The following is a 24,605-nucleotide window of genomic DNA, read 5'->3' as shown; positions in this document are numbered from 1 at the left end:
GTGCCCGGAGGAAAGCCCGAGGGGGTGAGTACGAAGGAAGCACTCGTTTACTTGAGAACTGAACAGCGTGCCTAGATGACGGGGTGTGAGCCCCCGTCCCCGTGGCGACCGGGTCAAGGTCGCCGGCGGCCAACTTCTTTTCGCGTGTCGGCTCTGGAGAACAGCCTTCGGGATCATCCCTCCCTCACGGGAGGTCAGCCCGTCGGGTGCCACCCGGTACGCGCCGCCCTGCTGGCGTCAGAGCAGTGACGATGACGCACCCGATTCCCCCGGCTCGGGACCGGTCCGCCGCGCAACGGCGGACCGGTGAAGCCGTGTCCCTGCTCTGTGCGGGAGGTCGGTGTGAACCGACGACATCTGTAGGCGCCGCCGCTCGGACCCGCGGCAGGCGCCAGAACGATCAGGGTCCCTTTCTTCCTGGCTCGCGGCACCTCGTGCCGCGGCCGGCTGCCTCTTCCGCCCGTCCGTCCCGCGCACCGCGTGAGGACGTACGGACGGGAGCGCGGGGAGCCGGAGTTGCCTGGTTCCACAACGGCGCGCGGCCCCGGTGTTCGAGCACCGGGGCCGCTTTTCGGGCCGTTCCGTCGATTGAGGAGAGACGACCCATGAAGTGCATCGTTGCTGGTCATGAAGCCGTTACCGCGACGGAGTTCGCGGAGCTGGCGTTTGGTATCGACCCGGAGTTGTTCACCGACCCGGTCATGGAGTCCGAGGGTGATCGGGTGGTGCGGCTGGACGTGGCGCGGGAGGTTCTCGCGGAGCTGCGGGAGTCGGACCCGTCGGCTGCGGCGTACGCGGAGACGCTGCTGCGTACGAGCCCGTTGAGGGACGCGCGGGCCGTGGCCCGTCGGCCGCGGACGCGCCGCACGGCGCGCGGCTCCGCGGTGCGTACGGCGGTGGCCGCATGAGTGAGCGCGAGATCATCGACAGCTTCCCTGCCGGTCACCCGCGCGGCAGTTGGCCGGCTGAGGAGCGGGCCGCGGCGCTGCGAGAGCAGGGCGAGAGCGCCACGGTCGTCATGGACCTGGACACGGACAGCTTCCTGATCGTCTCCGAGGGGGCTGCCGTATGAGCGGGCCCCTGACGCTGGATGAGGTGGCCGTTCCCCTGCGGGCGCTGCGTCTGCTGTCCGTGGACTTCGGGCACTTGCCGGCTCCGTCCGTGCACGTGTCGACGATCTACCCGGAGCGGCTGGAGTTGGTGTTCTACGACGACCTCTCCGGCTTCGAGAGGTGGCGGGACGCCCTGAGGATCGCCCCGGACGCGGTGACCTACCGCGTGCAGAACGACGGCCGGACGGGAGTGCTGCGCGCGAGCGTCGACCACGCGGGCGCCACGGTGCACCTGATCGCTTACGCCGACGTCGCCACCCCGGCGTTGGTCGGGGGTGCGGCATGAGTGCTCCGGCCCGCGTCGACGCGTCGTTGACGCCCGTCGAAACCGCGTCGACGCCCGCCGCGGTGGATCACGCGATCACCGCGCTCGCGGCCGTGCTGACGGTGCTCCTGACGGCTGTGGCGTTCTGGCTTTCCTACGAGCACTTGCAGGAAGTCGCCGCGCGTCACGGCATGCAAGAGGCGGTCGCCCGGTCGTGGGCGTGGCCGGCCACGGTGGACCTGTTCATCGTGATCGGTGAACTGTTGATCCTGCGGGCCTCGCTCGCTCACCGGGTCGACTGGTGGGCAATCGGCCTGGTCACCGCAGGCGACGGCGCCTCCATCGCGCTGAACGTGGCCGGTGTCGGCGAGGGCGCCGGGGCCCTGAACTACGTGGTGGCCGCGGTTCCTCCGGTGGCCGCGCTGCTGGCATTCGGCGCGCTCATGCGGCAGGTCCACGCCTACCTCGCCCGCCGCGCGTCGACGGGCGTCAACCCACCTCCGACGGGCGTCGACGCACCCTCGACGCCCGTCACCGTCAGCATCGACCGCGAACCGGCCGCGCCGCCTGCACCCTCGGTTCCGGTGCCGGATCCGGCGCCTGCGGCTGTGGCCGTACCGGTGGCTGTGGAGGCCGCGTCGACGCCCGTCACCCCGGATCCGGTCCCCGTCGACACCGCGTCGACGGCCGTCGACCTGTGCGCCCCGGTGGTCTACCCGAACCGGGTCGATCAGTTGGTGCGCGCCCTGTACGGGACCGACTTCGTGCAGCCGAGCACGGCCCGCATGACGCAAGCAATGGCCGCGGCAGGGCTGGGGACGTCGGAGTCGACGGCCCGCACCGCACGCGGACGGGTCAAGGCCCGTGAGCCGCACCTGGCAGACCTCCCAACCGCGCTCGCCGGCTGAGCGGGAGGACGGTGCTCATGTCGTACTCCTACGCGAAGTGCTTCGACCCGTCCGGCGCCCGCCACGGAATCCCTACCTTCCCGTGGCGCTGCGCCCCGGACGGTTACGCCACCCGCCGCCAGCTCCGGGCCCGCGGCCTGCGCCCCGGTGGTCAGCCGGTCGCCGGGCAGGTGTTGCGCCCGCGCTACCGGCGCGGCCCGCTAATCGCCTACCTCTACCGCCTCGACTGCGCCAAGCCCGTCCGGCCGATGACGCCGGCGAAACGGGCCGCACTCGCCAAGGCGAACACCGCACGCCGCACGTGCCCGCAGTGCAGGCGGGATGCCGGCTACGTCATCCCCACCTCGCTCGGCATGTGCGTGCCCTGCGCCTACCCCGACGACGAACAGCGCGCCGCCTGAACATCCCTCACCTCATCTGGGAGTTTCGCTGTGACCAGCCGTACCCGACTCCGCCGCGCCGTGAAGGTGCCCGCCGGGGCCACCACCGTCCGTATCCCGCGCCAGCGCGGGCGCCGCAACGCTCAGCCGTTCGTCGTCGTGATGCCCGAACGCCGTTCCCTCACCCGCGAAGCCGCGTCGGCCCTCGGCAGCGTGCTGTGGCACTTCCGCCGCCAGCTCGCCCCCACCGGCTTCGCCGTGCTGGCCTTCGCCCTCTCCGGGCTGCTCCACATCCTCGCCGGGTGGTCCGGCTTCCTGATCGGCACCGCCGCCGTGCTGGCTGCCGGATGGCTGGCGATCGTGCAGCGCAACCGGCCCGAGACCGGGGCCGTGCTGGCCTGGCGGATCGGGCTCGCCTCGCTGGCCTTCCTCGCGGCCGGCTGGGTGGCCATCGCGACCGTGCTCGGTCCGCTGACGGGCCCGCTGGAGACCGTATGGCTGCTCATCTGCATCGCGGCTCAGGCCGTGTGGCTCATCGTCCGTCGCACCCACTGACCCGCTGAGGAGATCTCAATGGCAAACAACGCGCGTGCCCGTACGGCCAACGGCCGCTCCGCCGGCGGGGCGAACGGTGCGGCCAACAAGGGCAACAAGTTCGCCAACGCCGGCGCCGCCGTGGGCGGGTTCGTCGGCGCGATGGGCGGCTCGTTCGTCCCGCCCGTCAACATCACCGTCAACCAGAACAAGGGCAGCGTGCCCGGCCCCCACGGCGGCGGCTCCGCCTTCGTCCTGGGTGACCCGGAGTTCAACACCACCGAGGACGTACGCAACTACTGCAACCACGCCCGCGCCCTGATGATCCAGGTCGGCATCGAGCTGGCCATGGCCTCCAAAATCCTCGAAGCCCGCCTCGCTCAGGCGCAGCGCCAGCATGGTGACAACCCGATCGAGCACAAGATGCGGGCGAAGAAGGTCGGCTGGAAGCTCAAGCGGGCCGCGGACGGGGCCACCGCCGCCGCCAAAGGCGCGGTCGGCGCGTACGGGGCGTTCACCCGCGAGTACGCCGACATCATGCGGCCCCGCCCCCAGCAGGCGCCACCCGTCAACCCGTTCCGGTTCTGAAAGGCGGTCGCGTGATGGCAAGCAAGTGGACTGACCAGGACGGACGGGGCTATCCCGTCGACGTCCGACAGCATGAGGACCGGCTCAACTCCGGTACCGGCACCGGTCTCGGGGCGTGGCTCGCGCACCGGGCCAAGCCCTACACCCCGCCGTGGATCGTCACCGGCGCGGTCGGTGTCGCCGGTGCGGGGGCGAGCCAGATGTGGGCCGACTCGGCACCGGCCGGCGTCGGCCTCACCCTCGCCTCCGTCGCCCTGACGGCGGCGGCGTGGTGGGCGGGGAAGGCGACCGGCCCGCAACGCCGGCTGCACTCCGCGATCACGGTCGCGGCGGGCTCATCGTGGTTCACCTCCGCCGCGTTGGCGGGGCCGCTCACCGGCCCGCTCCCCGACCTCTACCTGATGGGCGGCGCCACCGTCGCCCTGTCGTGGAACATCCGCCAACTCATGCGCTCCTCCGGCGGGGAGACTGCTGACGAGTCGTCGTCCTCGGACAAGAGCCTGCTGGAGAAGGTCGGGCTCGCCAGGACCAAGCTCAAGGACGTCAAGGTCGAGCCGAACCGGGTCACCGTGCCGTACGAGCTGCCCGCCGGTGAACTCACCCACGACGACGCGGCCAAGGCCATTCCGCGGATTGCGTCCGCGCTGGACGTGCCGACCACGGCCATCCGTCACCAGGAGGACCCGGAGTCGGCGCGCAAGGGCGCGTTCGTGATCGTGCCGGAGGACCAGTTGAAGACTCCGACCGTGTGGCCCGGCCCGTTCGCCCCCGGGCAGAGCGTGGCCGTGCCGCTGCGGGTCGGCGTCTACGACGACGGCTCCGACCTCGTGTTGCCGCTCCTGGACGCGATCCACATCCTCATCATGGGGATGACCGGCTCCGGCAAGACCGAGGGCGCCCTCGACGTCCTGCTGGAACTGTTCAGCCGCAAGGACGTCGTGGTGTGGCTCGCGGATGCGGCCAAGGCAGGGCAGGACTTCCAGCCGCTCCTCCCGGCAGTCGACTGGGCAGCGCTCGACACCCCGTCCGCCGGCGCCATGGTCGCCGCCGTGCAGGCGGTTATCCCGGCCCGTACCGCGTGGCTGCGGGACCACGGATACCGCTCCTGGGAGCCCGCCGCGGCTGAGCGGCAGAGCGACCCGGCCCACTCGTGCGCGGCGTCCGGCGCGTGCGGCTGCCCGGGGATGCCGTACCTGGTCGCGTGGATGGAGGAAGCGGCCAAGCTCCTGCGGGACCTGGGCGACGACACGTTCACCGGCATCGCGCAGGAAGCCCGCTCCGCCGGCGTCTCGCTCGTCATCTCGATGCAGCGCGCCTCCGGATACCAGCTCTCCACCGACACCCGCGCTTCTCTCCCGGCCGCTATGTGCTTCGGCGTCCGGGGCGATGACGCCACGTTCGCTCTGCCGGACGAGGTGCTGTCCGCCGGGGCCAATCCGGCGGCGTGGGCGAACAAGCGCAAGGGCTACGTCTACCTCGTGTCCGCGGGGGTGGATGAGGACCTGTACGCCAACCCGGCCCGCACGTTCTGGACCGGACCCGCCGGCCAGTACGAGCGGATGGCGAGCTGGGTCGTGGAGACGTTCGCCGGTATCCGTGCCGAGATTGATCCCGTCACCGGGGCAGCCGCGGCCCGCGTCGCGGGCGAGCGGTTCACCAACCGCCGGACCCTGGCCGGCACACCGGCCACCACCGAGCAGCCCGAGCCGGCGCCGGTGTCGTTCGCGGAGGTGCAGGAGTCGGCCCGCACGGTCGCCGCGCTGGTCGACCCCGAGGACGCCGATGCGGACGCGAGTGCGGAGCTTCCGCCGGTCGGCGTCAACGCCGGTATCCCGCAGGGCAAGCCGTCCACCGAGGAAGCCCGCGAACTCCTGGACGACCTCGTGTCGATGCTCGCCTCGGTCGGCCCCGGCACCGTCGCCGTGAGGGACGTGAAGCCGTACCTCGAAAAACTCGGCCGCGACCGCTCCTGGGTCTCCAAGGAACTCAAGCGGCTCGCCACGGAAGGGCGCCTCGCCCCGACGGCCGAGGGAGGCGTGTACCGGCTCGTGCCCACCCTCACCGTCGTCTGACACCGAGGGCCGCACACCCGCACACCCCGGCACACCCGCACACCCCGAATCCCCACGTGACGCGGCGTGTGAAGAGGGCCGCACACCGGCCCGCACACCCCCACCGCACACCCCCGCACACCCACCCGCCGCCCCTGCACACACGGGGCACGCGGCTCACCCGAGGAAGGCTCCGATGACCTACCACGACCCACCGGGGATCATCGCCCCGCACATCCCCGCCGACGCCTACCGCCGTGCCGAAGCCACCGGGGCACCGGTCGTCATCGTCGTCCACACCCCCGACCCGACCGGCGTCCCGTGGCGCAGGGTCCTGATCCCACTCGCCATCGCCGGCGCCGCCGCGCTCGGGGGCTGGGGGCTGGTCGTCGCGCTGTGCGCGCTACTCGATGCCGCCGCCCACACCGCGACCGTCATCGCCGGAGCCGCCGGACCCATCGGCGTCGGAGGAATCACCTTCCGGCTCGCACGCGGCAAACACCTCTAGCTACGCCAAGGGCGGCCCCCACGTCTCGCCAAAGAAGCGGGGCCGCCCTTGCCAGCCAGCATCCATCAAAGGAACTGGAGACCTCCAGCATGACCCATGACCCCCGTACCGCGCTGCTGTCCGCAGCGCTGGACGCTGCACAACGTGGGTGGCACGTCTTCCCGCTGCGTCCCGGCACGAAGCGGCCCGCTCTGCACGGAGCGGACCGGTGCCGCACCACCGGCGACTGCGCCCGTGGTCACCTGAAGTGGCAGGAACGCGCGACCGTCGACCCGCACCGCATCACCCTGTGCTGGGAGACCAGCCCCGCCAACATCGGCCTCGCCACCGGCCCCTCCGGGTTGGTCGTCGTCGACCTGGACGTGCCCAAGAACCAGGACAACGACAGCAGCAGTGCGGACACGCCTGACGGCGCGACGACCTTTAAGGCGCTCTGCGAGCGCACCGGCCACCCCGTCCCCACCACCTACCGCGTCCGGACCGCGAGCGGCGGACAACACCTGTACTTCACCGCCCCGGTCGGCGTCCGGCTGGGCAACACCGCGGGCACCCTCGCACCCCTGGTCGACACCCGAGCATGGGGCGGATACGTCGTGGCCGCGGGCAGCATCACCCCGGGCGGCTCGTACGAGACCGTCAACGACACCGCCCCGGTGCCCCTGCCGGGATGGCTGCTGGAAATGCTGCAACCCGCCCCCGCCCGCCCCGCGGTGCCGTTGCGGCTGCCTGCGGTCGACGGCAGCCGCGCGGCGCTGGCCGCACTGGAAGCTGAATGCGCGACCGTGGCCGCGGCGCCGGAGAAGCAGGGCAACATCACGCTGAACCGGTGCGCGTTCAAGGTGGGGCGGTTCGTCGCGTGGGGCGACCTCCCCCGGCACGTAGCAGAGAACGCCTTCCAAGCGGCTGGAGAGGCGCGGGGACTCACCGCTGCGGAGTGCCGGAGCACGATCCGCAGTGCTCTGGACAGTTCCCTGCGCAAGGTCCGGCCTCGGGAGACCGCATGAACACCCCTCCCCGCCCTCCCTTGGAAGGCCAACCGGTGGCGAGCGGCCCGCACCCCGCCGAAACGGCCGCACTCGGGCCGGTCGTGGGCGAGCCGAAAGGCGCCGCCCGCCAGGGCGTCCGCACTGCTCTTCGCCCTGACCCGCAGACCGAAGACGGCCGGTACCCCATCGCGTGGCTGACCATCTGCGCCCCGCGCGGTGCAGTGCCGACCGCCACGTCGAAGTGCGAGTGCGGCCGTGACCGCAGCGCGGTCGGCAAAGCCCGCGTGCTCACCCTGATCACCGACCACGAAGCCCACCGCGACCACTGCCCGCTCCGCACCATCCAGGAAGGGAAGGCCGCAGCATGACCGACCAGACCTCCGCCCCGGCCACCATCGATGCCGCCACGTTGCTTGACGAGGTGGAAGCTTTCCACCGCCGGTTCAACGTCTTCCCCACCGAGCACGCCTACGTCGCGGTCGCGCTGTGGGACGCGCACGCCCACCTGATCGACGCGCTCGACGGCACGGCCCGCATCGCCTTCCTGAGCCCCGAACCGGGATCGGGGAAGTCACGGGCACTGGAGATCATTGAGACCCTCACCCCCCGCGCGGCGACCACCGTCAACGCGTCCGCCAACGCGCTGTTCCGGCTCGTGGCCGCCGACGAGGGAACCCCCACCCTGCTCTTCGACGAGATCGACACCGTGTTCGGGCCCAAGGCCGGCGGGAACGAAGAGGTCCGCGGGTTCCTCAACTCTGGCTACCGGCGCGGCGCCAAGTCGCTGCGCTGCGTCGGGGAGGGGTCCGACCAGAAAGCGGGTTGGTTCAACTCGTTCTGCGCGGTCGCCATGGCCGGACTCGGCTCGCTCCCGGACACGATCCTGACCAGGTCGGTCATCATCCGCATGCGCAAGAAGGCACCCAACGAGAAGTGCGAGCCCTACCGGCGGCGCGTCCACGAGAAGCAGGGCCATGTCCTGCGGGACCGGCTCGCGGAGTGGACCGCCACCATTGAGGACCAGATCGCGGACGCGTGGCCGGAGATGCCCGAGGGCGTCTCCGACCGGCCCGCCGATGTGTGGGAGCCCCTGCTGGCCGTGGCGGACGCGGCCGGCGGGCACTGGCCCGAGCGGGCCCGCGCCGCCTGCATCGCGCTCCTCAAAGCCGCTGCGCAGGGCGGTGAGGCATCCCTGGGGGTGCGGCTGCTGACGGACCTGCGCGACAAGGTGTATTGCGGCTCCGACCGCATGCCGACCGCCGCGATCCTCGAAGTACTGCTCTCCCTCGATGACGCCCCCTGGGCCGACATGAGCGAGGACGGACAGAGCGTCAAGCCCCTCACCGCGCGCGGCCTCTCCAAGCTCCTGAGCCAGTACGTACGCCCCGACAACACCCCCATCAAGCCCCGCGGCATCCGGGTGGGCAGCGGCACCCCCAAGGGCTACTACGCGGAAGACCTCTCCGACGCTTGGGCCCGCTACTGCCCTCCGGACCCCCAGAAGTCCGCAACATCCGCAACGTCCGCAACACCGCAGGTCAACGGGGGTGAATCCGTGGCGGATACCCCCGCTGAAAGCCGCCACGTGTCCGCGGAAACCGACACACGACAGCTCCGCATCGCCGGCTGACCAGCCACAACACCCGATGCCGCCACGTGCCTCGCGTGGCGGCATCTATCCGCAACAGAAACGGCATCCGCCGCAGATTCAAGCCGCTGACCAGCAATGTTGCGGCGTGGCGGATGTTGCGGATTCCCCAGAAGAGGGCCCGGGAGGCTCTCTCTTCCGCCTCGAAGGAGTCGAGACCCGTGGCAGGCGACCAGACGCACAAGCTCGCCGTAGTCCGTACCGAAGTCGAACTCCCTGAAGACAACTTCGACCCCACTCTCCTCGCGGTGAGGGTGGAAGAAGCCGCCCGCCGTCTGAGTATCGGCCGCACCACGATGTACGCCCTCATCCGAGATGGCGCCGTGCAGACCGTGCCGATCGGCCGGTCCCGACGAGTTCCCGTCCAGGCGCTCAGTGACTACCTCGCTCAGCGCATGCAGTCGCAGTCCACGAACGCAGTCGCGTAAGGAGTTCCATGGCCAAGCGCGCCAAGCGCCCTGATGGCGCATCGTCCATCTACTTCGGCAAGGACGGCTACTGGCACGGCCGCGTCACGGTCGGCGTCCGCGATGACGGGAAGCCCGACCGGCGCCACGTCATGAGCAAGGTCAGCGAAGGGGAGGTCATCAAGAAGGTTCGCGCGCTGGAGAAACAGCGCGATGAGGGCAAGGTTCGCAAGCCGGGCCGAGCGTGGACGGTCAAGGCGTGGCTCCTGCACTGGGTGGAAGAGATCGCCAAACCGTCCGTGCGAGAGAACACCTACGCCGGGTACGAGGTAGCAGTCAGGGTGCATCTGGTCCCTGGCGTAGGTGCTCACCGACTCGACAAGTTGGAGCCCGAGCACCTGGAACGCCTCTACACGAAGATGCAGCGCAGCGGGAGCAAGGCCGCCACCGCTCATCAGGCGCACCGGACGATGCGTACCGCGCTCAACCACGCGCTTCGCCGCGGCCACATCACCCGGAACGTGGCCACCCTCGCAGTACCTCCGAGAATCGAAGAGGAGGAAGTCGAGCCGTACGACATCGAGGAAGTGCAGCGACTCCTCTCCGAAGCGGCCAAGCTCCGCAACAGTGCCCGCTGGTCCATCGCCCTTGCTCTTGGGCTACGACAGGGGGAGGCTCTCGGACTGCGCTGGTCTGACATCGACCTTCCGAACGGCGTCCTCCGTGTGAGGAAGAACAGGCTGCGGCCGAAGTACCTGCACGGGTGCGGGGGAGAGTGCGGCCGAAAGCCCGGGTACTGCAAGCAGCGGGTCCGGAAGAACGAGGACACGGCCAACACCAAGTCACGAGCCGGCCGCCGAGTCATCGGGGTGCCTGCCGAACTGGTCCGGCTGCTGGAACTGCACCGCAAGGAGCAGGACCGGGAGCGGCTGCTGGTCGCGAACGAGTGGCGCGAGACTGGTTTCGTCTTCACGTCGCCCGCGGGGGAGCCTCTGGTCCCCAGCACGGACTACGACGCGTGGAAGCAGCTCCTCACTGACGCCAAGGTACGAGACGGCCGTCTGCACGACGCGCGGCACACCGCCGCCACGGTCCTGCTCATCCTCGGTGTCCCGGAACGAGTCGTGATGCAGATCATGGGGTGGTCGTCCACAGCGATGGCGGCCCGCTACCAACACGTGACGGGAGGAATCCTGGCCGACGTGGCGCAGCGGGTCGGCGGACTCATCTGGGAGGTGGCCAAGGCTGCCGACGAAGACGGTCCGGACGGCTCCGTAGGGGCGCGTTGAGACTGTAGATGAGACTGCAACCGTCGAAGGGCCCCACCGCGAACGGTGGGGCCCTTCGACATCGTGCCCGGTGAGGCACTGGCGGAGGATACGAGATTCGAACTCGTGAGGGGTTGCCCCCAACACGCTTTCCAAGCGTGCGCCCTAGGCCACTAGGCGAATCCTCCGCGGCAAACAATACAAGACGTTGAGCCGTGCTCGCGAACTCGTTCCCCCCGCTCGGATCGGGTACTGTGTGCGCAGCCCCTCACGTGGCGCTATCTGACTGAACTCCCCCAGGGCCGGAAGGCAGCAAGGGTAGGTTGGCTCTGGCGGGTGCGTGGGGGGCGCTTGCGTTTGCGGGCGGGACTCGGGATCGATCCGGGCGGGTCGGGCCGGGGGTTTCGGGCCGGTGCCGGTGGGGCCGGGCGGGCGGGAGTCGACGGGCGTTCCCCGTTGTCAGTGGGCGCCTATAACCTCGTATGTGTGTCGTCCCTCGCGCTGTACCGCCGTTATCGCCCGGAGTCGTTCGCCGAGGTCATCGGGCAGGAGCATGTCACCGACCCGTTGCAGCAGGCGCTGCGGAACAACCGGGTCAATCACGCGTACCTGTTCAGCGGGCCGCGCGGCTGCGGGAAGACGACCAGCGCGCGCATCCTCGCTCGGTGTCTGAACTGCGAGCAGGGGCCCACGCCCACACCGTGCGGTGAGTGCCAGTCCTGCCAGGACCTCGCGCGGAACGGGCCAGGTTCCATCGACGTCATCGAGATCGACGCGGCCTCCCACGGTGGTGTGGACGACGCCCGTGACCTGCGCGAGAAGGCCTTCTTCGGGCCCGCGAGCAGCCGGTACAAGATCTACATCATCGACGAGGCCCACATGGTCACGCCGGCCGGCTTCAACGCCCTGCTGAAGGTCGTCGAGGAGCCGCCGGAGCACCTCAAGTTCATCTTCGCCACCACCGAGCCCGAGAAGGTCATCGGGACGATCCGGTCGCGTACGCATCACTATCCCTTCCGGCTCGTTCCCCCCGGCACCCTGCGGAATTACCTCGGCGAGGTCTGCGGGCGCGAGGGCATGCCCGTCGAGGACGGCGTGCTGCCGCTCGTCGTGCGGGCCGGCGCCGGATCCGTGCGTGACTCCATGTCCGTCATGGACCAGCTCCTCGCGGGAGCCCGAGACGACGGTGTGACGTACGCCATGGCGACCTCCCTCCTCGGGTACACGGACGGCTCGCTGCTCGACTCCGTGGTCGAGGCCTTCGCCGCGGGCGACGGCGCCGCGGCCTTCGAGGTCGTCGACCGGGTCATCGAGGGCGGCAACGACCCCCGGAGGTTCGTCGCCGACCTGCTGGAGCGGCTGCGGGACCTCGTGATCCTGGCGGCCGTGCCCGACGCCGGTGAGAAGGGGCTCATCGATGCCCCCGTGGACGTCGTGGAGCGGATGACGGCCCAGGCCGGGGTCTTCGGCGCCGCCGAGCTGAGCCGTGCCGCCGACCTCGTCAACGCCGGGCTGACGGAGATGCGGGGGGCCACCTCGCCCCGCCTCCAGCTCGAGCTGATCTGCGCGCGCGTGCTGCTGCCCACGGCCTACGGCGACGAGCGGTCCGTCATGGCCCGGCTCGACCGGATCGAGCGCGGTGTGAACTTCAGCGGGGGAGGGGTGGGAGCAGGGGCCGGACTCGGGGGCGGGGTCGGTGGGCCCGCCGTCGGTTACGTGCCCGGGCCCGACGCCCACCCGGGAGCCCCTGCGGGACAGCCTGGGCAGCCGGGACAGCCGGGACAGCCGGGACACCCGGGGGTGCCGGGCGGTGGTCCCGCCGCCGCCCGCGCCGCCGTGCGGGGAGGCGGAGTGGGCGGGGGAGGAGTCGGGCAGGGGCCCGGAGTTCCCGGTCCCGGTCTCGGTCCCGGTCCCGGTGGTGATGTGGGGGGCGGGCCTGCCCAGGTCCCGGCCGCGCCCGCCGTCGCGTACACGCCTCCGCCCGCTCCCGCCGAGCCTGCTCCCAGTCCCAGTCCCAGCCCTAGTCCGGCCGCGCCTGCCGCCTCCGCCCCCGCCGCGGAGCAGCCGTCCGGGCCGGCTGCCGGTGCCTGGCCCACCGCGACAGCCGTGGGCAGCGGGAGGCGGCCGGGTGGCTGGCCGACCGCGTCCGCCTCGGGCGGGGGGCAGCCTCCGTCCGGAGCGTCCGCCGCGCCCTCCCAAGCCCCTGCCTCCGCCGCTCCTTCGCAGGGCTCCGCGGGCCCGGCCGCGTTCGCCGCTCCTCCGAGCGGCGGGCCCGACCCCCGCACGCTCTGGCCGAACATCCTGGATGCGGTGAAGAACCGGCGCCGCTTCACCTGGATCCTGCTCAGCCAGAACGCCCAGGTGACCGGCTTCGACGGCACCACCCTCCAGATCGGCTTCGTCAACGTCGGAGCGCGGGACAACTTCGCCAGCAGCGGCAGCGAGGAGGTGCTGCGGCAGGCGCTGTCCGAGTTGTTCAACGTGACCTGGAGGATCGAGGCGGTCATCGACCCCTCCGGAGGCTCGGCGCCCCCGCCCGCACCCGGTGGCGGCTTCGGCGGCGGTGGCTACGGCGGCAACACCGGTGGCGGCGGGGGCTACCCGTCGGGTGGCGGCGCCGCTCAGGGCACGGGCGCGCCCCGCCCCGCCCCGCAGCAGCCCGCGGCCCAGGCTCCGGCGCCCGGACCGTCCTCCCCGTCGTCCCAGAACCGCCCGGCGCCCGCCTCCGGCTCCGCGCCCTCGTCCGCTTCGGCGCACCAGCCCCCGCCCCGCCCCGCCGCCCAGGAGCCGCCTCCCATCTCGCCGGAGGACGACACCCCGGAGGACGACGATCCCGACCTCGACGAGTCGGCCCTCTCAGGCCACGAACTGATCGTCCGAGAACTGGGAGCGACGGTCCTGGAAGAGTTCACGAACGACTGACCGACCAACGGTCCATCCAGGCAGACCCACCGAGCGACCCCGCCCCAGCCACTCAAGGGGCGCGGGGAACTGCGCACCCAGCCCCCACCCCGCGCCACCCGACGCACAACCCTGCCCCCACCCACCCAAGGGGCGCGAGGAACTGCGCGACAAGCCCCCACGCACCCGGCACGCACACCCCAGGCACCCTCCCCCTCCCCGCCCCGCATCCCGCGGCAGGCACACCCCCGGGGTCACCAAACCCCCGCCGGCCAGGCGCCCGCTACGCTGACCCCCGTGAACGTCCTAGTAATCGGCGGCGGTGCCCGCGAACACGCCCTGTGCCGTTCCCTCTCCCTCGACCCCGACGTCACCGCGTTGCACTGCGCCCCGGGCAACGCCGGTATCGCCGACGTGGCCGAGCTGCACGAGGTCGACGCCCTCGACGGCAAGGCCGTGGCCACGCTGGCCACGGACCTCGGCGCCGAGCTGGTGATCATCGGCCCGGAGGCACCCCTCGTGGCCGGGGTCGCCGACGCCGTGCGCGAGGCGGGCATCCCGGTGTTCGGCCCCTCGCAGGAGGCCGCCCAGCTGGAGGGCTCCAAGGCCTTCGCCAAGGACGTGATGGCGGGCGCGGGCGTCCCCACCGCCCGCTCGTACGTCTGCACGACCCCCGCCGAGGTGGACGAGGCGCTGGACGCGTTCGGCGCCCCGTACGTCGTGAAGGACGACGGGCTCGCCGCAGGCAAGGGCGTCGTCGTCACCGACGACCTCGCAGCCGCCGCGGCCCACGCCAACGCCTGCGACCGCGTGGTCATCGAGGAGTTCCTCGACGGGCCCGAGGTCTCCCTCTTCGCGATCACCGACGGCGTGACGGTCGTCCCGCTGCAGCCGGCGCAGGACTTCAAGCGCGCCCTCGACGGCGACGAAGGCCCCAACACCGGCGGCATGGGCGCGTACTCGCCCCTCCCGTGGGCCGATCCGAAGCTGGTCGAGGAGGTCATGCAGACCGTTCTGCAGCCGACCGTCGACGAGCTGCGGCGCCGCGGCACCCCGTTCTCCGGGCTGCTGTACGCCGGGCTCGCGATCACCTCGCGCGGCGTGCGGGTCATCGAGTTCAACGCCCGTTTCGGCGACCCCGAGACCCAGGTCGTCCTCGCCCGTCTGAAGACGCCGCTCTCCGGCATCCTCCTCGCGGCCGCGAACGGCACCCTCGCCGACCTCGAACCGCTGCGCTGGAGCGACGACGCGGCCGTCACCGTGGTCATCGCCTCGCACAACTACCCCGGAACCCCCCGCACCGGCGACCCCATCGAGGGCCTCGCCGAGGTGGCCGCCGAGGACGCCCCGCACACGTACGTCCTGCACGCCGGTACGAAGCGGAACGGCGACGCCGTCCTCAGCGCCGGGGGCCGCGTGCTCTCGGTCACGGCGAGCGGCAAGGACCTCACCCAGGCCCGCACCCGCGCGTACAGGGCGGTCGACCGGATCCGCCTCGACGGTTCACAGCACCGTACGGACATCGCGGCGAAGGTCGCGGAAGCCGCCGCGGAGTAAGCGCGGTAACCCTCGGTTACAGGCTTTCACCTGCACCGTCCGCGACAACGCGACACCCCGTCGACACCCTGCGCAGCACGCGCTCATGACGTGCTCAACCCCTTCGGGCCCCGGATCCGGCACAGGATCCGGGGCCTTTTCGTCAGCCACCTCTAGCCAAAGCCATTCCATCGAGTGACCGATCCCCCATCCGGCTGACGACGGCCGGGGCCCCAACTAGGGTGCGGCGCAAAGCGTTCCGGCACTTGGCCCACCGGCATTGCGATGTCAGTCGCGGGTGCCACAGTGGGGGAGTGAGCAACGCAATGGACGTCCGCAGGCGGTGGCTGGGTATGCACACGCCGGGTGGGCAGTAGGGGGTGACACCGGTCGTGTCCGGTATGGGAGTGGAGTTGGGTGCGCACACCGCGCGCTCACGGGCTCTCGCCGTGCTGCGCATCCGCAGCAGGGCGCTGGCCGTCGCCCTGCTGCCCGCGGCCGTCGCCGTCGTCCTGCTCGTCGGCGGGTCGACCGGGCACATCGACGGCCCCGGCTGGGGCGTGGTGCGCGCGGTCGTCACGGGGTTCGCCGTGTTCGTACTGCTGTGCGCGGTGGGGGTCGCGCTGCTCGTGGCCCGTTCGCGGCCCGCCATGAGCCCGACCGTCCCGGTCGCCGAGGAGTCGGCGCCGGATCTGTACCGCATGGTGCGGGATCTGGCCGACCGCCTCGAAGTGCCCGCGCCCTCCGCGATAGCGCTCACCCCGGACTGCGACAGCTGGCTGGAGGACCGGACCCACCCGGCCCACGCCCCGCCCCGCCCGGAGTCCGAGGACGAGATGGAGGGCGGCCGTGGCCTGGGCCCCGCACACCGGCGTACGCCAGCCGCGCCCGTCCTCGTCATCGGCTCCCCCTTCCTGTGGTGGATGCGGGTCGGCGAGCTGCGGGCCGTGCTCGCCCCGGTCGTCGCGGGTACGGGACCGTCGGCGCACCCCGACATAGCCGCGGCCCGGCGTTTCGTACGAGGTCTCGACGCGGCCGTGGCGGTGGCGTCGGCGTCCACCCGCGGACCGCTGACCCGCCTGGTGCTCGGCGTGGCCGGCTGGGTGGCGAGGATCATGCTGCGCGCCTGCCGCGTGCACGCCGCGGAGATGGAGCGGGGCGTGGCGACCGCGGCGGCGGAGCGTGCGCAGACCGTGGACTACGGGCTGCGGATCGTCGCGCAGGAGCAGGTGGGCCTGGCGTACGCGGGCTGGGACCGGCTGCTGACCAGGGTCGCGCTGCCCGCCTGGCGCATGGGGCGGTGGCCGTCCCGGCTCGACGCGGGTGTCGTCGCGGCGCTCACCGAGCTGTCACGGCGTGACCGGCTGGCCGAGGGCTTCACCTCCCGCCTCGGCGAACGGCCCGCCTGCGATCTCCTGGAGGAGCCGGGCGCGATCGACGAGGCGACGTCCCTGCTGGCCGCGCGCCTCTTCCACGGCGGCCCCGCCGAGACCGGACCCGACTGGGCGCCGGTCGACTGGGCGGAGTATCCGGACGAGGTCGTCGACCGCAAGTGGCGTACGGACGCGGCACGGCTCCATCGCGTACTGGACGGACTGGGCGTGAGCCGCACGGCGGGGCCGGGCGCATCGGAGCCGGAGGGCCCGACGCTGGACCGCGTGATGGACCACCTGACGTCCGCCGCACCCCCGCCCCCGTCTTCGCCTTCGCCTTCGCAGGGCACGGACGGCGGCGCGACGGTGTACGAGGCCGACGGCGGCCCGGAGAGCGACGAGGACGGCGTTCCGGCGACCGAGCGGAGCGCGGCGCTCGCCGCGGTGCTGAGCGCCGAGCTGGCGCGCGAGGAGGCCGCGACGACCGCCGGGCCGACGGCGTCCCCGGCGCCCTCGACGGCCTCCGCGGGACAGGGCGGCCCCGACCTGGCGCTCTGGGACGACGGCGCGCTGCCGCTCTTCCCCCTGCAACCGCCCCGGACGGGACGCGAGTTGCTCGGCGACCATGTGACGGCGATGGTCTGCTGCGCGGCGATGGACACGGCCGGGGCGATGCCGGGGCTCGACTGGCTGGACGGCCCGTCGCTCCTCGTGAACGGCGAGCGCTCCGCGGACCTCGGCCCCCGAGTCCTCAGCCTCATCGAGGAGGGCGACCCCGCCCCCCTGCGAGCCTGGCTCCTGGACCTGGGAGTACGAGCAGAAAAACCAGTGAGACTGGTCTGACCCTGGGCCCGCGAGGCCCCGACGAACCCGCGCGCCGCAATGGCCCCCGCACCCCACCCCCCACCCACAGGGGCGCGAGCCCCCGCACGCTCACCCCCGTCCGACCCACGCGCCGCCACAGCTCCTCGCACCCCACCCCACCCAGGGGCGCGGGGAACTGCGCGCCCGGCCCCGGCGGACCCGCACGTCACGAACCACCCCCGGCCCGCCATCTCCCTACCGGCCGCGGGCAATTAGCAACGAACGGTGACGGCGCGCATGCGTAATGTGATGTGCTGGGTCCACCCGTGCTCACCCGTGCGCGGGGGCACACATGGGCAAGGACGTACGAGGGAGGGAACGTCACATGGGGACCGAGCAGATCCGCCGATGGGAGTCGGGAGCGCTGGCGCACGCCGTCACGGACCCATTCGGGCAGGGCCCCGTCCCCTGGCTGCGCGGCAGCGAGAACTACTTCGACGACACCGGCCACGTCGTCCCCTGGTACGTGGACCACACCCCACCCCCCGGCGCGACCACCACCCACGACCGCTACCGGAGCTCCGGCCCACGCGTCCCCACCCCGCGGGCGACCGCCGGTGACCCCCGCTCGGCCGACGACGTCCACCGGCAGATCAAGGGGTTCGCCTCCACCGGCGCGGTCGCCCCCGGCGAAGCCGTCGACTTCCACATCACGGTGGACCCGCCCCAGCAGTTCGGCGTGGACATCTACCGCATCGGCCACTACGGCGGCGACGGCGCCAGCAAGATCACCACCAGTCCGCGCCTCTCCGGGATCGTCCAGCCCGCCCCGCTCACCGCGGACCGCACGGTCTCCTGCCACCACTGGTGGCTCTCCTGGCGGCTGCAGATCCCGTCGTACTGGAGCATCGGCGCGTACGTCGCCGTCCTCACCACCGACGACGGCCACCGCTCCCACATCCCGTTCACGGTCCGCGACAACCATCCCGCCGACCTGCTGCTCGTCCTGCCGGACATCACCTGGCAGGCGTACAACCTCTATCCGGAGGACGGGCACACGGGCGCGAGTCTGTACCACGCGTGGGACGAGGACGGCCGGCTGCTCGGCGAGGCCGACGCCGCGACGACGGTCTCCTTCGACCGTCCGTACGCGGGCGCGGGCCTGCCCCTGCACGTGGGCCACGCCTACGACTTCATCCGCTGGGCCGAGCGCTACGGCTACGACCTCGCGTACGCCGACGCCTGCGATCTGCACGCCGGCCGTATCGACCCCACGCGCTACCGCGGCCTGGTCTTCCCGGGCCACGACGAGTACTGGTCGACGACCATGCGCCGGACCGTGGACGTCGCCCGCGAGCAGGGCACCTCGCTCGTCTTCCTCTCCGCCAACACCATGTACTGGCAGGTCGATCTGGCGCCTTCCGCGTCCGGCACCCCCGACCGGCTGCTCACCTGCCTGAAGCGCCGTGGACCCGGCAGACCCGCGCTGTGGCGGGAGATCGACCGCCCGGAACAGGAGCTCCTCGGAATCCAGTACGCGGGCCGGGTCCCCGAGGCCCACCCGCTGGTCGTCCGCAACGCCGACCACTGGCTGTGGGAGGCGACCGGCGCCCACGAGGGCGACGAGCTGGAGGGCATGGTCGCGGGCGAGGCCGACCGTTACTTCCCCCGGATCGCGCTCCCCGAGCACCAGGGCCGCATCCTCCTCTCGCACTCCCCGTACCGGGACACGGAGGGGACGATCCGCCACCAGGAGACGTCTCTGTACCGGGCGCACTCCGGTGCGCTCGTCTTCGCGGCGGGCACTTTCGCCTGGTCCCCGGCCCTGGACCGGCCGGGGCACACCGACGCCCGTGTCCAGCGGGCCACGGCCAACCTCCTGGACCGCATCTGCAAACGCGACTGAGGCCGCCGCCCCTGGTTCCGCACGGCCCCCTGGCCGAGGCCGGTCCTCCCGTACGGGAGAATCGAGGCATTCAGTCAGAACCACGGGGAGGAACCGTGTCCGGATTCGTCGAAAAGCCCGAGCCTCTTGAGGTTCCGGGTCTGGTGCACCTGCACACCGGCAAGGTGCGCGACCTGTACCAGAACGAGGCGGGCGACCTCGTGATGGTCGCCAGCGACCGCATCTCCGCGTTCGACTGGGTGCTGCCCACGGAGATCCCCGACAAGGGCCGCGTCCTGACGCAGCTCTCGCTCTGGTGGTTCGACCAGCTCGCCGACCTGATGCCGAACCATGTCCTGGGCACCGAACCGCCGGCCGGCGCCCCCGCCGACTGGCAGGGCCGCACCCTGGTCTGCAAGTCCCTGGAGATGGTTCCGGTCGAGTGCGTCGCCCGTGGCTATCTCACCGGTTCCGGTCTCGTCGAGTACAACGAGACCCGTACCGTCTGCGGGCTCGCGCTCCCGCACGGGCTCAGTGACGGCTCGGAGCTGCCCGCCCCGATCTTCACCCCGGCCACCAAGGCCGCCGTCGGCGAGCACGACGAGAACGTCTCGTACGAGGAGGTCGCCCGGCAGGTCGGCGCGGAGACCGCGGCCCAGCTGCGGCAGGCGACGCTCGCCGTCTACGGCCGGGGCCGGGACATCGCGCGCGAGCGCGGCATCCTCCTCGCGGACACGAAGTTCGAGTTCGGCTTCGACGGCGAGACGCTGGTCGTCGCCGACGAGGTGCTGACCCCGGACTCGTCCCGCTTCTGGCCCGCCGACCAGTGGGAGCCGGGCCGCGCGCAGCCCTCGTTCGACAAGCAGTACGTACGCGACTGGCTGACCTCCGCGGAGTCCGGCTGGGACCGGAAGAGCGAGCAGCCGCCGCCGGCGCTGCCCCAGCAGGTCGTGGACGCGACCCGCGCCAAGTACGTGGAGGCGTACGAGCGTCTGACGGGCACGCCCTGGACCTGAGCGACACCGCGGCCCCCACGGGCGCCGCGGTCAACGCAGAAACCCCCGGTCATCGACCGGGGGTTTTCGCGTTCTTCTTCCTCTGAGCGGACGACCAGGTTCGAACTGGCGACCTCAACCTTGGCAAGGTTGCGCTCTACCAACTGAGCTACGTCCGCGCCGCGCGGTGGCTTTCGCCGTGGCGCGTGAGCAACTATACCCAACCTCGCTCACGTGCGAGACGCACCGCCGAGTGCCGGTTCTCGGCTCCGAGTTTGGACACGGCCGACGACAGATAGTTCCGTACGGTCCCCTGCGACAGCGCGGCCCGCTCCGCGATCTCCGCGACGGGCGCCCCGTCGGAGGCCAGCTCCAGCACCTCGGCCTCGCGCGCGGTGAGCGGCGAATCCCCGGCGGAGATCGCGTCGGCGGCCAACTCGGGGTCGACATAGCGGTTTCCCGCATGGACGGTTCGGATGATCTCCGCGAGCCGTTGCGCGCTCACGGTCTTCGGGACGAAACCGCGCACACCGGCCGTCAGCGCCCGCTTGAGATGCCCGGGGCGCCCGTGGCTCGTCACGATGAGCACGCGGCAGGCGGGCAGTTCGGTCCGCAGCGATGTGGCCACCCTCACACCGTCGGCGCCGGGCATCTGCAGATCCAGTACGGCCACATCGGGTTCGTGCGCCCGCGCCATCGCCAGCGCCTCGGGCCCGCCGGCCGCCTCCGCCACCACCAGCAGATCGTCCTCAAGACCCAGCAGCGCGGCGAGCGCCCCCCGGATGAGGTGCTCGTCGTCGGCGAGCAGCAGCCGGATGGGTCGTACGGATGTCATGGGGTGACCTCTTCACTCACTGAGCGCGAAACGGTGTCCGTCGAGGAGCCCGACGAGGAGTCCGTCGAGGAGTCCGTCGAGAAAGCGGACGAGGAGGGGGACGAGGAGGCGGGAGGCAGGGGCACCTCGGCCACGACCCGGAAGAGGCCGCCGTCGACGGGCCCCGCCTCCAGCGTCCCGGACACCGCGGCCAGCCGCTCCCGCAGCCCGGCGAGACCGGACCCGCCACCGGTCCCCCGGCCGGTCGCCCCCTGTGCGGCGGCGCGTTCCGCCCCGTCGTTCTCCACCGTGAGGACGACACGGTTCCCCGCCCGTTCCAGCGACACACGGCACCGCCGGGCGTCGCCGTGCCGCAGTACGTTCGTGGTGGCCTCCCGGACGACCCAGCCGAGCGCCGACTGGACGGCCGGGGGCAGCCCGGTCGCGGAACCGGTCACCGAGCAGTCGACCCCGGCCGCGGTCAACACGCCCTGCGCGCCGGAGAGTTCGGCGCCGAGGTCGGCCTCGCGGTAGCCCCGTACGACCTCGCGGACCTCGCGCTGCGATTCGCGGGCGATCCGCTGCACCTCGATCATCTGGTCCACGGCCTCGGGGCGTTCGCGGCGGGAGAGCTGGACGGCGAGCTCGCTCTTCAGGGCGATCACCGCGAGGTTGCGGCCCATCACGTCGTGCAGATCGCGTCCGAAGCGCAGCCGCTCCTCGGCGACGGCGAGGCGGGTACGGGTCTCGCGGGCCGCGTCCAGCTCGTACACGGCGTCGAGCAGCCAGACGGAGAAGACGGAGGTGAAGGAGAGGCCACCGCCGCCGAGCAGCACCCCGAACGCCGTCGCCAGCGAGCCGCGCCCGTCGAGGCCCAGCGCGAACGCCGCGACCCCGGTGTACGCGGCGAAGCCGGCCACGATCCCGAGGACGCGCAGCCGGCCGCGTACCCCGAGCGCGATGGTGCCGGTCCCGAAGACCAGCACACCCACGCAGAACGGGACCGCCGTTGCCGCCGTGTCCTCGCCGCCCGGCCCGTGCTCCACGAGGCCGAGCGCGGCGGTCCCCAGCAGCGCGGAGAGCACGCCGAGCGCGATCAGCAGGCGTACGGGCTGTTCACGGGTGCCGCGCGTCCAGTCGAGCGACTGGGACGCGGTCACCCCGCACAGCGCGGCGTGGGCGCACAGGGGCAGCACGAGCAGGACGGCGAGCCCGGCCCCCACCTGCCCGAAGACCGGCAGCCCGATCGCGGTGACCTCCACGAGCGGAAAGAAGTGGAAGGACCAGCGGGTGTACGTCTCGACCTTCGCCAGCGTGCTCTTCCCGCGCCACCAGCGACCCGGCCTGCGCATTCCCGAACTCCCGACTCCCATGACCGACCGTCCCCGTTTTCGTTGCCGTTCCCGCCTTCGTGCGCTGCGCGGGCCGGGGTCAGCGCCTCGGTTCCCAGCGGAACCACTTGTGTACAGCAAACACCGCGAGCACGGTCCAGGCCAGCGCCGTCGCGAGCGCGCCCAGGGCCTCGTACGCGGACAGGTTCCCGGCCCAGCCACCGCGGATGAGGGTGATCACCGGGGACAGCGGCAGCAGTTCGCAGACGGCGGCGAGCCGGTCGGGCATGACCTCGAAGGGCACGACGGTGCCGGAGCCCATCATGGATATGAGCAGCAAGGGCATCGCCGCGACCTGGGCACCCTCGACGCTCCTGCTGAAACTCGCGGTCACCGCCGCGAGCGCCGGCCACATCATGAGCCCCAGCAGCAGCCCGAGAACGGCCAGGAGAGGCGCCTCGGGCGCTCCCACGTCCAGGAGGGCCGCACAGGCGACCGTCAGCACCACGCTCTGCACCAGACCGATGAGGACCGACGGGACCGCGGCGCCCATGAGGATCTCGGCGTCCCGCAGCTCCCCGGTGCGCAGCCGCTTGAGCACGAGCTCCTCGCGACGGGCCGCGTAGACGCTGACCAGCGAGCTGTAGACGGCGAAGAGCAGGGAGAACCCGACGGCGGAGGGCAGGATGACCGAGCCGACCGAGAGACCGGACGCCTTCAGGTCCATGTCCTCGACCGTCGAGCGGAGGCTGAGCGGCAGGATCAGCGGCACGAAGACGGCCGCGAAGAAGGTGGCCCTGCTGCGTGAGAGGAGGGTGAGTTCGGCCCGGGCGAGCGAGGTCATGCGTCCGACCGCGGTCACGGTCGGCGCCGGGGGTGCGGTCCTGGTCACGGTGTCCGCGCTCATGCCACGTGCTCCTTCTCGGAAAACTGGGACGGTTCCACCTGTCCTGCCTGCCCTGCCTGTTCCGCCTGGGCGTCCTGCTCGGAGACGTGCCGCGCGATGCGCAGGAACGCCTCCTCCAGCGACCCCGACCGGATATCGAGCCCCCGCAGCTCGACACCGGCCCGCTCGGCCCACATGAGCAGCCCGGTGGCGGCCCGCTGCAACTCGTTCGTACGCAGCCGCAGTACGCGTCCGGCGACCTCGTGCCCGGTGACGCCGAGGGAGTCGAGCGGCGGCAGATCGCCGGGGAAGTAGCCGTCGGGCAGTTCGAAGGAGATCCGCGACGGCTGGGAGGCGGTCACCTCGGCCGGGGTGCCGGAGACCGCGATCCGTCCTGCGTGCAGGATCGCGAGCCGGTCCGCGAGCCCTTCCGCCTCCTCCAGGTAGTGCGTGGTGAGCAGCACGGTCGTGCCCTGTGCGCGCAGTTCGCGCACCAACTCCCAGGTCTCCTGGCGTCCTTCGGCGTCGAGGCCGGTCGTCGGCTCGTCCAGGAAGAGCACCTCGGGCCGTCCGAGGAGCGCGAGTGCCAGGTCCAGGCGCCGCTTCTCGCCGCCGGACAGCTGCTTCACGCGTACGCCGGCCCGGCGGGTGAGGCCGACCAGGGACAGCGCCTCGCTCTCGGGGCGGGCCCCGCTCGTGCAGCCGGCCCACATCCGTACGGTCTCGGAGACGGTCAGTTCGGAGGGGAAGCCGCCCTCCTGAAGCATCAGGCCGATGCGCGGGCGGACGGCGGAACGTTCGGAGTACGGGTCGTGGCCGAGAACGCGCACCTGGCCGCCGGACGGCCGGGCGAGGCCCTCGATGAGTTCGACGGTGGAGGTCTTGCCCGCGCCATTGGTGCCGAGCAGTGCGAAGAGTTCGCCCCGGGCGACTTCGAAGGAGACCCCTCGGACCGCCTCGAACCCTCCCCCGTAGACGCGTCGGAGATCAGTGACCTCGATCACGGGCTCATTCGTATTCATGACTCAAGCGTCTCGGCCGACGACGGGGTTCGGCAGTGCACGCTGTCACCGCCGTACATGACAAATGTCAGACGGCCGTGAACCGGACGGCGGGTCGGGCACATACGAGAAAGACCCCGGTCATATGACCGGGGTCTTTCTGTGCTGAGCGGACGACCAGGTTCGAACTGGCGACCTCAACCTTGGCAAGGTTGCGCTCTACCAACTGAGCTACGTCCGCATTGCCTCCGACCGGCTTTCACCGATCGGCGCGAGCACCAGCCTACCTGATCGAACGAACGACCAGACCGGCGATGCAGAGCGGGTGACAGGAATTGCACACTGCGCCTTCCCCCTGGAAGGGGGATGTTCTGCTACTGAACTACACCCGCGTGACTCCGGTGAGCCGGGCCTTTCGGCCTTG

General features: G+C 71.7%; 23 protein-coding genes, 4 tRNA genes and 1 other RNA gene. 20 read left to right on the top strand and 8 right to left on the bottom strand.

The window, feature by feature from the left end; genetic code table 11:
- Window positions 1–605 precede the first annotated feature (605 nt).
- From ACZ60E_RS11730 to ACZ60E_RS11665, 14 genes are all read left to right on the top strand, one after another.
- Entirely contained in the window at window positions 606–908 is a 303-nt protein-coding gene (locus ACZ60E_RS11730) for a hypothetical protein (RefSeq protein WP_469439748.1), read from the top strand.
- A complete protein-coding gene (locus ACZ60E_RS11725; protein WP_469439746.1) occupies window positions 905–1,072 on the top strand; it encodes a hypothetical protein in 168 nt (55 codons plus the stop codon). The genes ACZ60E_RS11730 and ACZ60E_RS11725 overlap by 4 nt, the downstream gene beginning before the upstream one ends.
- Window positions 1,069–1,398 (top strand): hypothetical protein, encoded by a 330-nt coding sequence (locus tag ACZ60E_RS11720; RefSeq protein ID WP_469439743.1) that lies wholly within the window; start codon window positions 1,069–1,071, stop codon window positions 1,396–1,398. The genes ACZ60E_RS11725 and ACZ60E_RS11720 overlap by 4 nt, the downstream gene beginning before the upstream one ends.
- On the top strand, window positions 1,395–2,285 hold the full coding sequence (locus ACZ60E_RS11715) for a DUF2637 domain-containing protein (RefSeq protein ID WP_469439740.1): 891 nt from the start codon (window positions 1,395–1,397) through the stop codon (window positions 2,283–2,285). The genes ACZ60E_RS11720 and ACZ60E_RS11715 overlap by 4 nt, the downstream gene beginning before the upstream one ends.
- A 17-nt stretch (window positions 2,286–2,302) precedes the next feature.
- Entirely contained in the window at window positions 2,303–2,686 is a 384-nt protein-coding gene (locus ACZ60E_RS11710; RefSeq protein ID WP_469439738.1) for an RRQRL motif-containing zinc-binding protein, read from the top strand.
- Between the two features lie 30 nt (window positions 2,687–2,716).
- On the top strand, window positions 2,717–3,220 hold the full coding sequence (locus ACZ60E_RS11705) for a hypothetical protein (protein ID WP_469439737.1): 504 nt from the start codon (window positions 2,717–2,719) through the stop codon (window positions 3,218–3,220).
- 18 nt (window positions 3,221–3,238) lie between these two features.
- The gene (traA, locus tag ACZ60E_RS11700) at window positions 3,239–3,787 is read left to right on the top strand and encodes a plasmid transfer protein TraA (protein WP_469439736.1); all 549 of its coding nucleotides are present in this window, start codon (window positions 3,239–3,241) and stop codon (window positions 3,785–3,787) included.
- A 14-nt stretch (window positions 3,788–3,801) separates the two neighbouring features.
- Entirely contained in the window at window positions 3,802–5,859 is a 2,058-nt protein-coding gene (traB, locus tag ACZ60E_RS11695; protein WP_469439734.1) for a plasmid transfer protein TraB, read from the top strand.
- A 175-nt stretch (window positions 5,860–6,034) separates the two neighbouring features.
- Window positions 6,035–6,346, top strand: a complete 312-nt coding sequence (locus ACZ60E_RS11690) for a hypothetical protein (protein WP_469439733.1) — start codon at window positions 6,035–6,037, stop codon at window positions 6,344–6,346.
- An 89-nt stretch (window positions 6,347–6,435) separates the two neighbouring features.
- Entirely contained in the window at window positions 6,436–7,350 is a 915-nt protein-coding gene (locus tag ACZ60E_RS11685) for a bifunctional DNA primase/polymerase (protein WP_469439731.1), read from the top strand.
- Window positions 7,347–7,700 (top strand): hypothetical protein, encoded by a 354-nt coding sequence (locus ACZ60E_RS11680; protein WP_469439729.1) that lies wholly within the window; start codon window positions 7,347–7,349, stop codon window positions 7,698–7,700. The genes ACZ60E_RS11685 and ACZ60E_RS11680 overlap by 4 nt, the downstream gene beginning before the upstream one ends.
- Window positions 7,697–8,962, top strand: a complete 1,266-nt coding sequence (locus ACZ60E_RS11675) for a DUF3631 domain-containing protein (RefSeq protein WP_469439728.1) — start codon at window positions 7,697–7,699, stop codon at window positions 8,960–8,962. Before ACZ60E_RS11680 ends, ACZ60E_RS11675 begins: the two co-directional genes overlap by 4 nt.
- A gap of 179 nt (window positions 8,963–9,141) precedes the next feature.
- On the top strand, window positions 9,142–9,408 hold the full coding sequence (locus ACZ60E_RS11670; RefSeq protein WP_469439726.1) for a helix-turn-helix domain-containing protein: 267 nt from the start codon (window positions 9,142–9,144) through the stop codon (window positions 9,406–9,408).
- An 8-nt stretch (window positions 9,409–9,416) separates the two neighbouring features.
- The gene (locus ACZ60E_RS11665; protein ID WP_469439724.1) at window positions 9,417–10,676 is read left to right on the top strand and encodes a tyrosine-type recombinase/integrase; all 1,260 of its coding nucleotides are present in this window, start codon (window positions 9,417–9,419) and stop codon (window positions 10,674–10,676) included.
- A gap of 79 nt (window positions 10,677–10,755) precedes the next feature.
- On the opposite strand, the gene ACZ60E_RS11660 is transcribed toward ACZ60E_RS11665, so the two are convergent.
- Window positions 10,756–10,843: transfer RNA gene (locus ACZ60E_RS11660), tRNA-Ser, on the bottom strand.
- A 71-nt stretch (window positions 10,844–10,914) separates the two neighbouring features.
- Between ACZ60E_RS11660 and ffs the strand changes: the two genes are divergently transcribed.
- The 6 genes from ffs (at window position 10,915) to ACZ60E_RS11630 (ending at window position 20,170) form a co-directional block, all read left to right on the top strand.
- An RNA gene (ffs, locus tag ACZ60E_RS11655) (signal recognition particle sRNA small type) lies at window positions 10,915–11,013 on the top strand.
- Window positions 11,014–11,141: 128 nt separating this feature from the next.
- Complete coding sequence (locus ACZ60E_RS11650; protein ID WP_469439722.1) at window positions 11,142–13,577, top strand: DNA polymerase III subunit gamma and tau; 2,436 nt, start codon at window positions 11,142–11,144, stop codon at window positions 13,575–13,577.
- 276 nt (window positions 13,578–13,853) lie between these two features.
- Entirely contained in the window at window positions 13,854–15,113 is a 1,260-nt protein-coding gene (purD, locus tag ACZ60E_RS11645; RefSeq protein ID WP_469439720.1) for a phosphoribosylamine--glycine ligase, read from the top strand.
- Window positions 15,114–15,493: 380 nt separating this feature from the next.
- Entirely contained in the window at window positions 15,494–17,308 is a 1,815-nt protein-coding gene (locus tag ACZ60E_RS11640; protein ID WP_469440440.1) for a M48 family metalloprotease, read from the top strand.
- A gap of 346 nt (window positions 17,309–17,654) precedes the next feature.
- Entirely contained in the window at window positions 17,655–19,175 is a 1,521-nt protein-coding gene (locus ACZ60E_RS11635; protein ID WP_469439719.1) for a N,N-dimethylformamidase beta subunit family domain-containing protein, read from the top strand.
- 95 nt (window positions 19,176–19,270) lie between these two features.
- Window positions 19,271–20,170 (top strand): phosphoribosylaminoimidazolesuccinocarboxamide synthase, encoded by a 900-nt coding sequence (locus ACZ60E_RS11630; RefSeq protein ID WP_384806557.1) that lies wholly within the window; start codon window positions 19,271–19,273, stop codon window positions 20,168–20,170.
- Between the two features lie 85 nt (window positions 20,171–20,255).
- On the opposite strand, the gene ACZ60E_RS11625 is transcribed toward ACZ60E_RS11630, so the two are convergent.
- The 7 genes from ACZ60E_RS11625 to ACZ60E_RS11595 form a co-directional block, all read right to left on the bottom strand.
- Window positions 20,256–20,328 (bottom strand) — tRNA-Gly (locus ACZ60E_RS11625).
- A gap of 35 nt (window positions 20,329–20,363) precedes the next feature.
- Window positions 20,364–20,984 carry a response regulator gene (locus ACZ60E_RS11620; RefSeq protein ID WP_384806555.1) on the bottom strand — a complete coding sequence of 207 codons (621 nt, stop codon included), beginning with the start codon at window positions 20,982–20,984 and terminating at the stop codon, window positions 20,364–20,366.
- The gene (locus tag ACZ60E_RS11615; RefSeq protein WP_469439716.1) at window positions 20,981–22,315 is read right to left on the bottom strand and encodes a sensor histidine kinase; all 1,335 of its coding nucleotides are present in this window, start codon (window positions 22,313–22,315) and stop codon (window positions 20,981–20,983) included. Before ACZ60E_RS11615 ends, ACZ60E_RS11620 begins: the two co-directional genes overlap by 4 nt.
- Before the next feature lie 79 nt (window positions 22,316–22,394).
- On the bottom strand, window positions 22,395–23,201 hold the full coding sequence (locus ACZ60E_RS11610; protein WP_384806551.1) for an ABC transporter permease: 807 nt from the start codon (window positions 23,199–23,201) through the stop codon (window positions 22,395–22,397).
- The gene (locus tag ACZ60E_RS11605) at window positions 23,198–24,202 is read right to left on the bottom strand and encodes an ABC transporter ATP-binding protein (RefSeq protein WP_453791223.1); all 1,005 of its coding nucleotides are present in this window, start codon (window positions 24,200–24,202) and stop codon (window positions 23,198–23,200) included. Before ACZ60E_RS11605 ends, ACZ60E_RS11610 begins: the two co-directional genes overlap by 4 nt.
- Before the next feature lie 147 nt (window positions 24,203–24,349).
- A tRNA-Gly gene (locus ACZ60E_RS11600) sits at window positions 24,350–24,422 on the bottom strand.
- 79 nt (window positions 24,423–24,501) lie between these two features.
- Window positions 24,502–24,573, bottom strand: a tRNA-Gly gene (locus ACZ60E_RS11595).
- Between the last annotated feature and the right edge of the window lie 32 nt (window positions 24,574–24,605).

The sequence above is a fragment of the Streptomyces sp. NPDC102514 genome (genome assembly GCF_055584525.1).
Note: the sequence above shows the minus strand (reverse complement) of the source record. Positions and strands in the feature narration are given on the sequence as shown.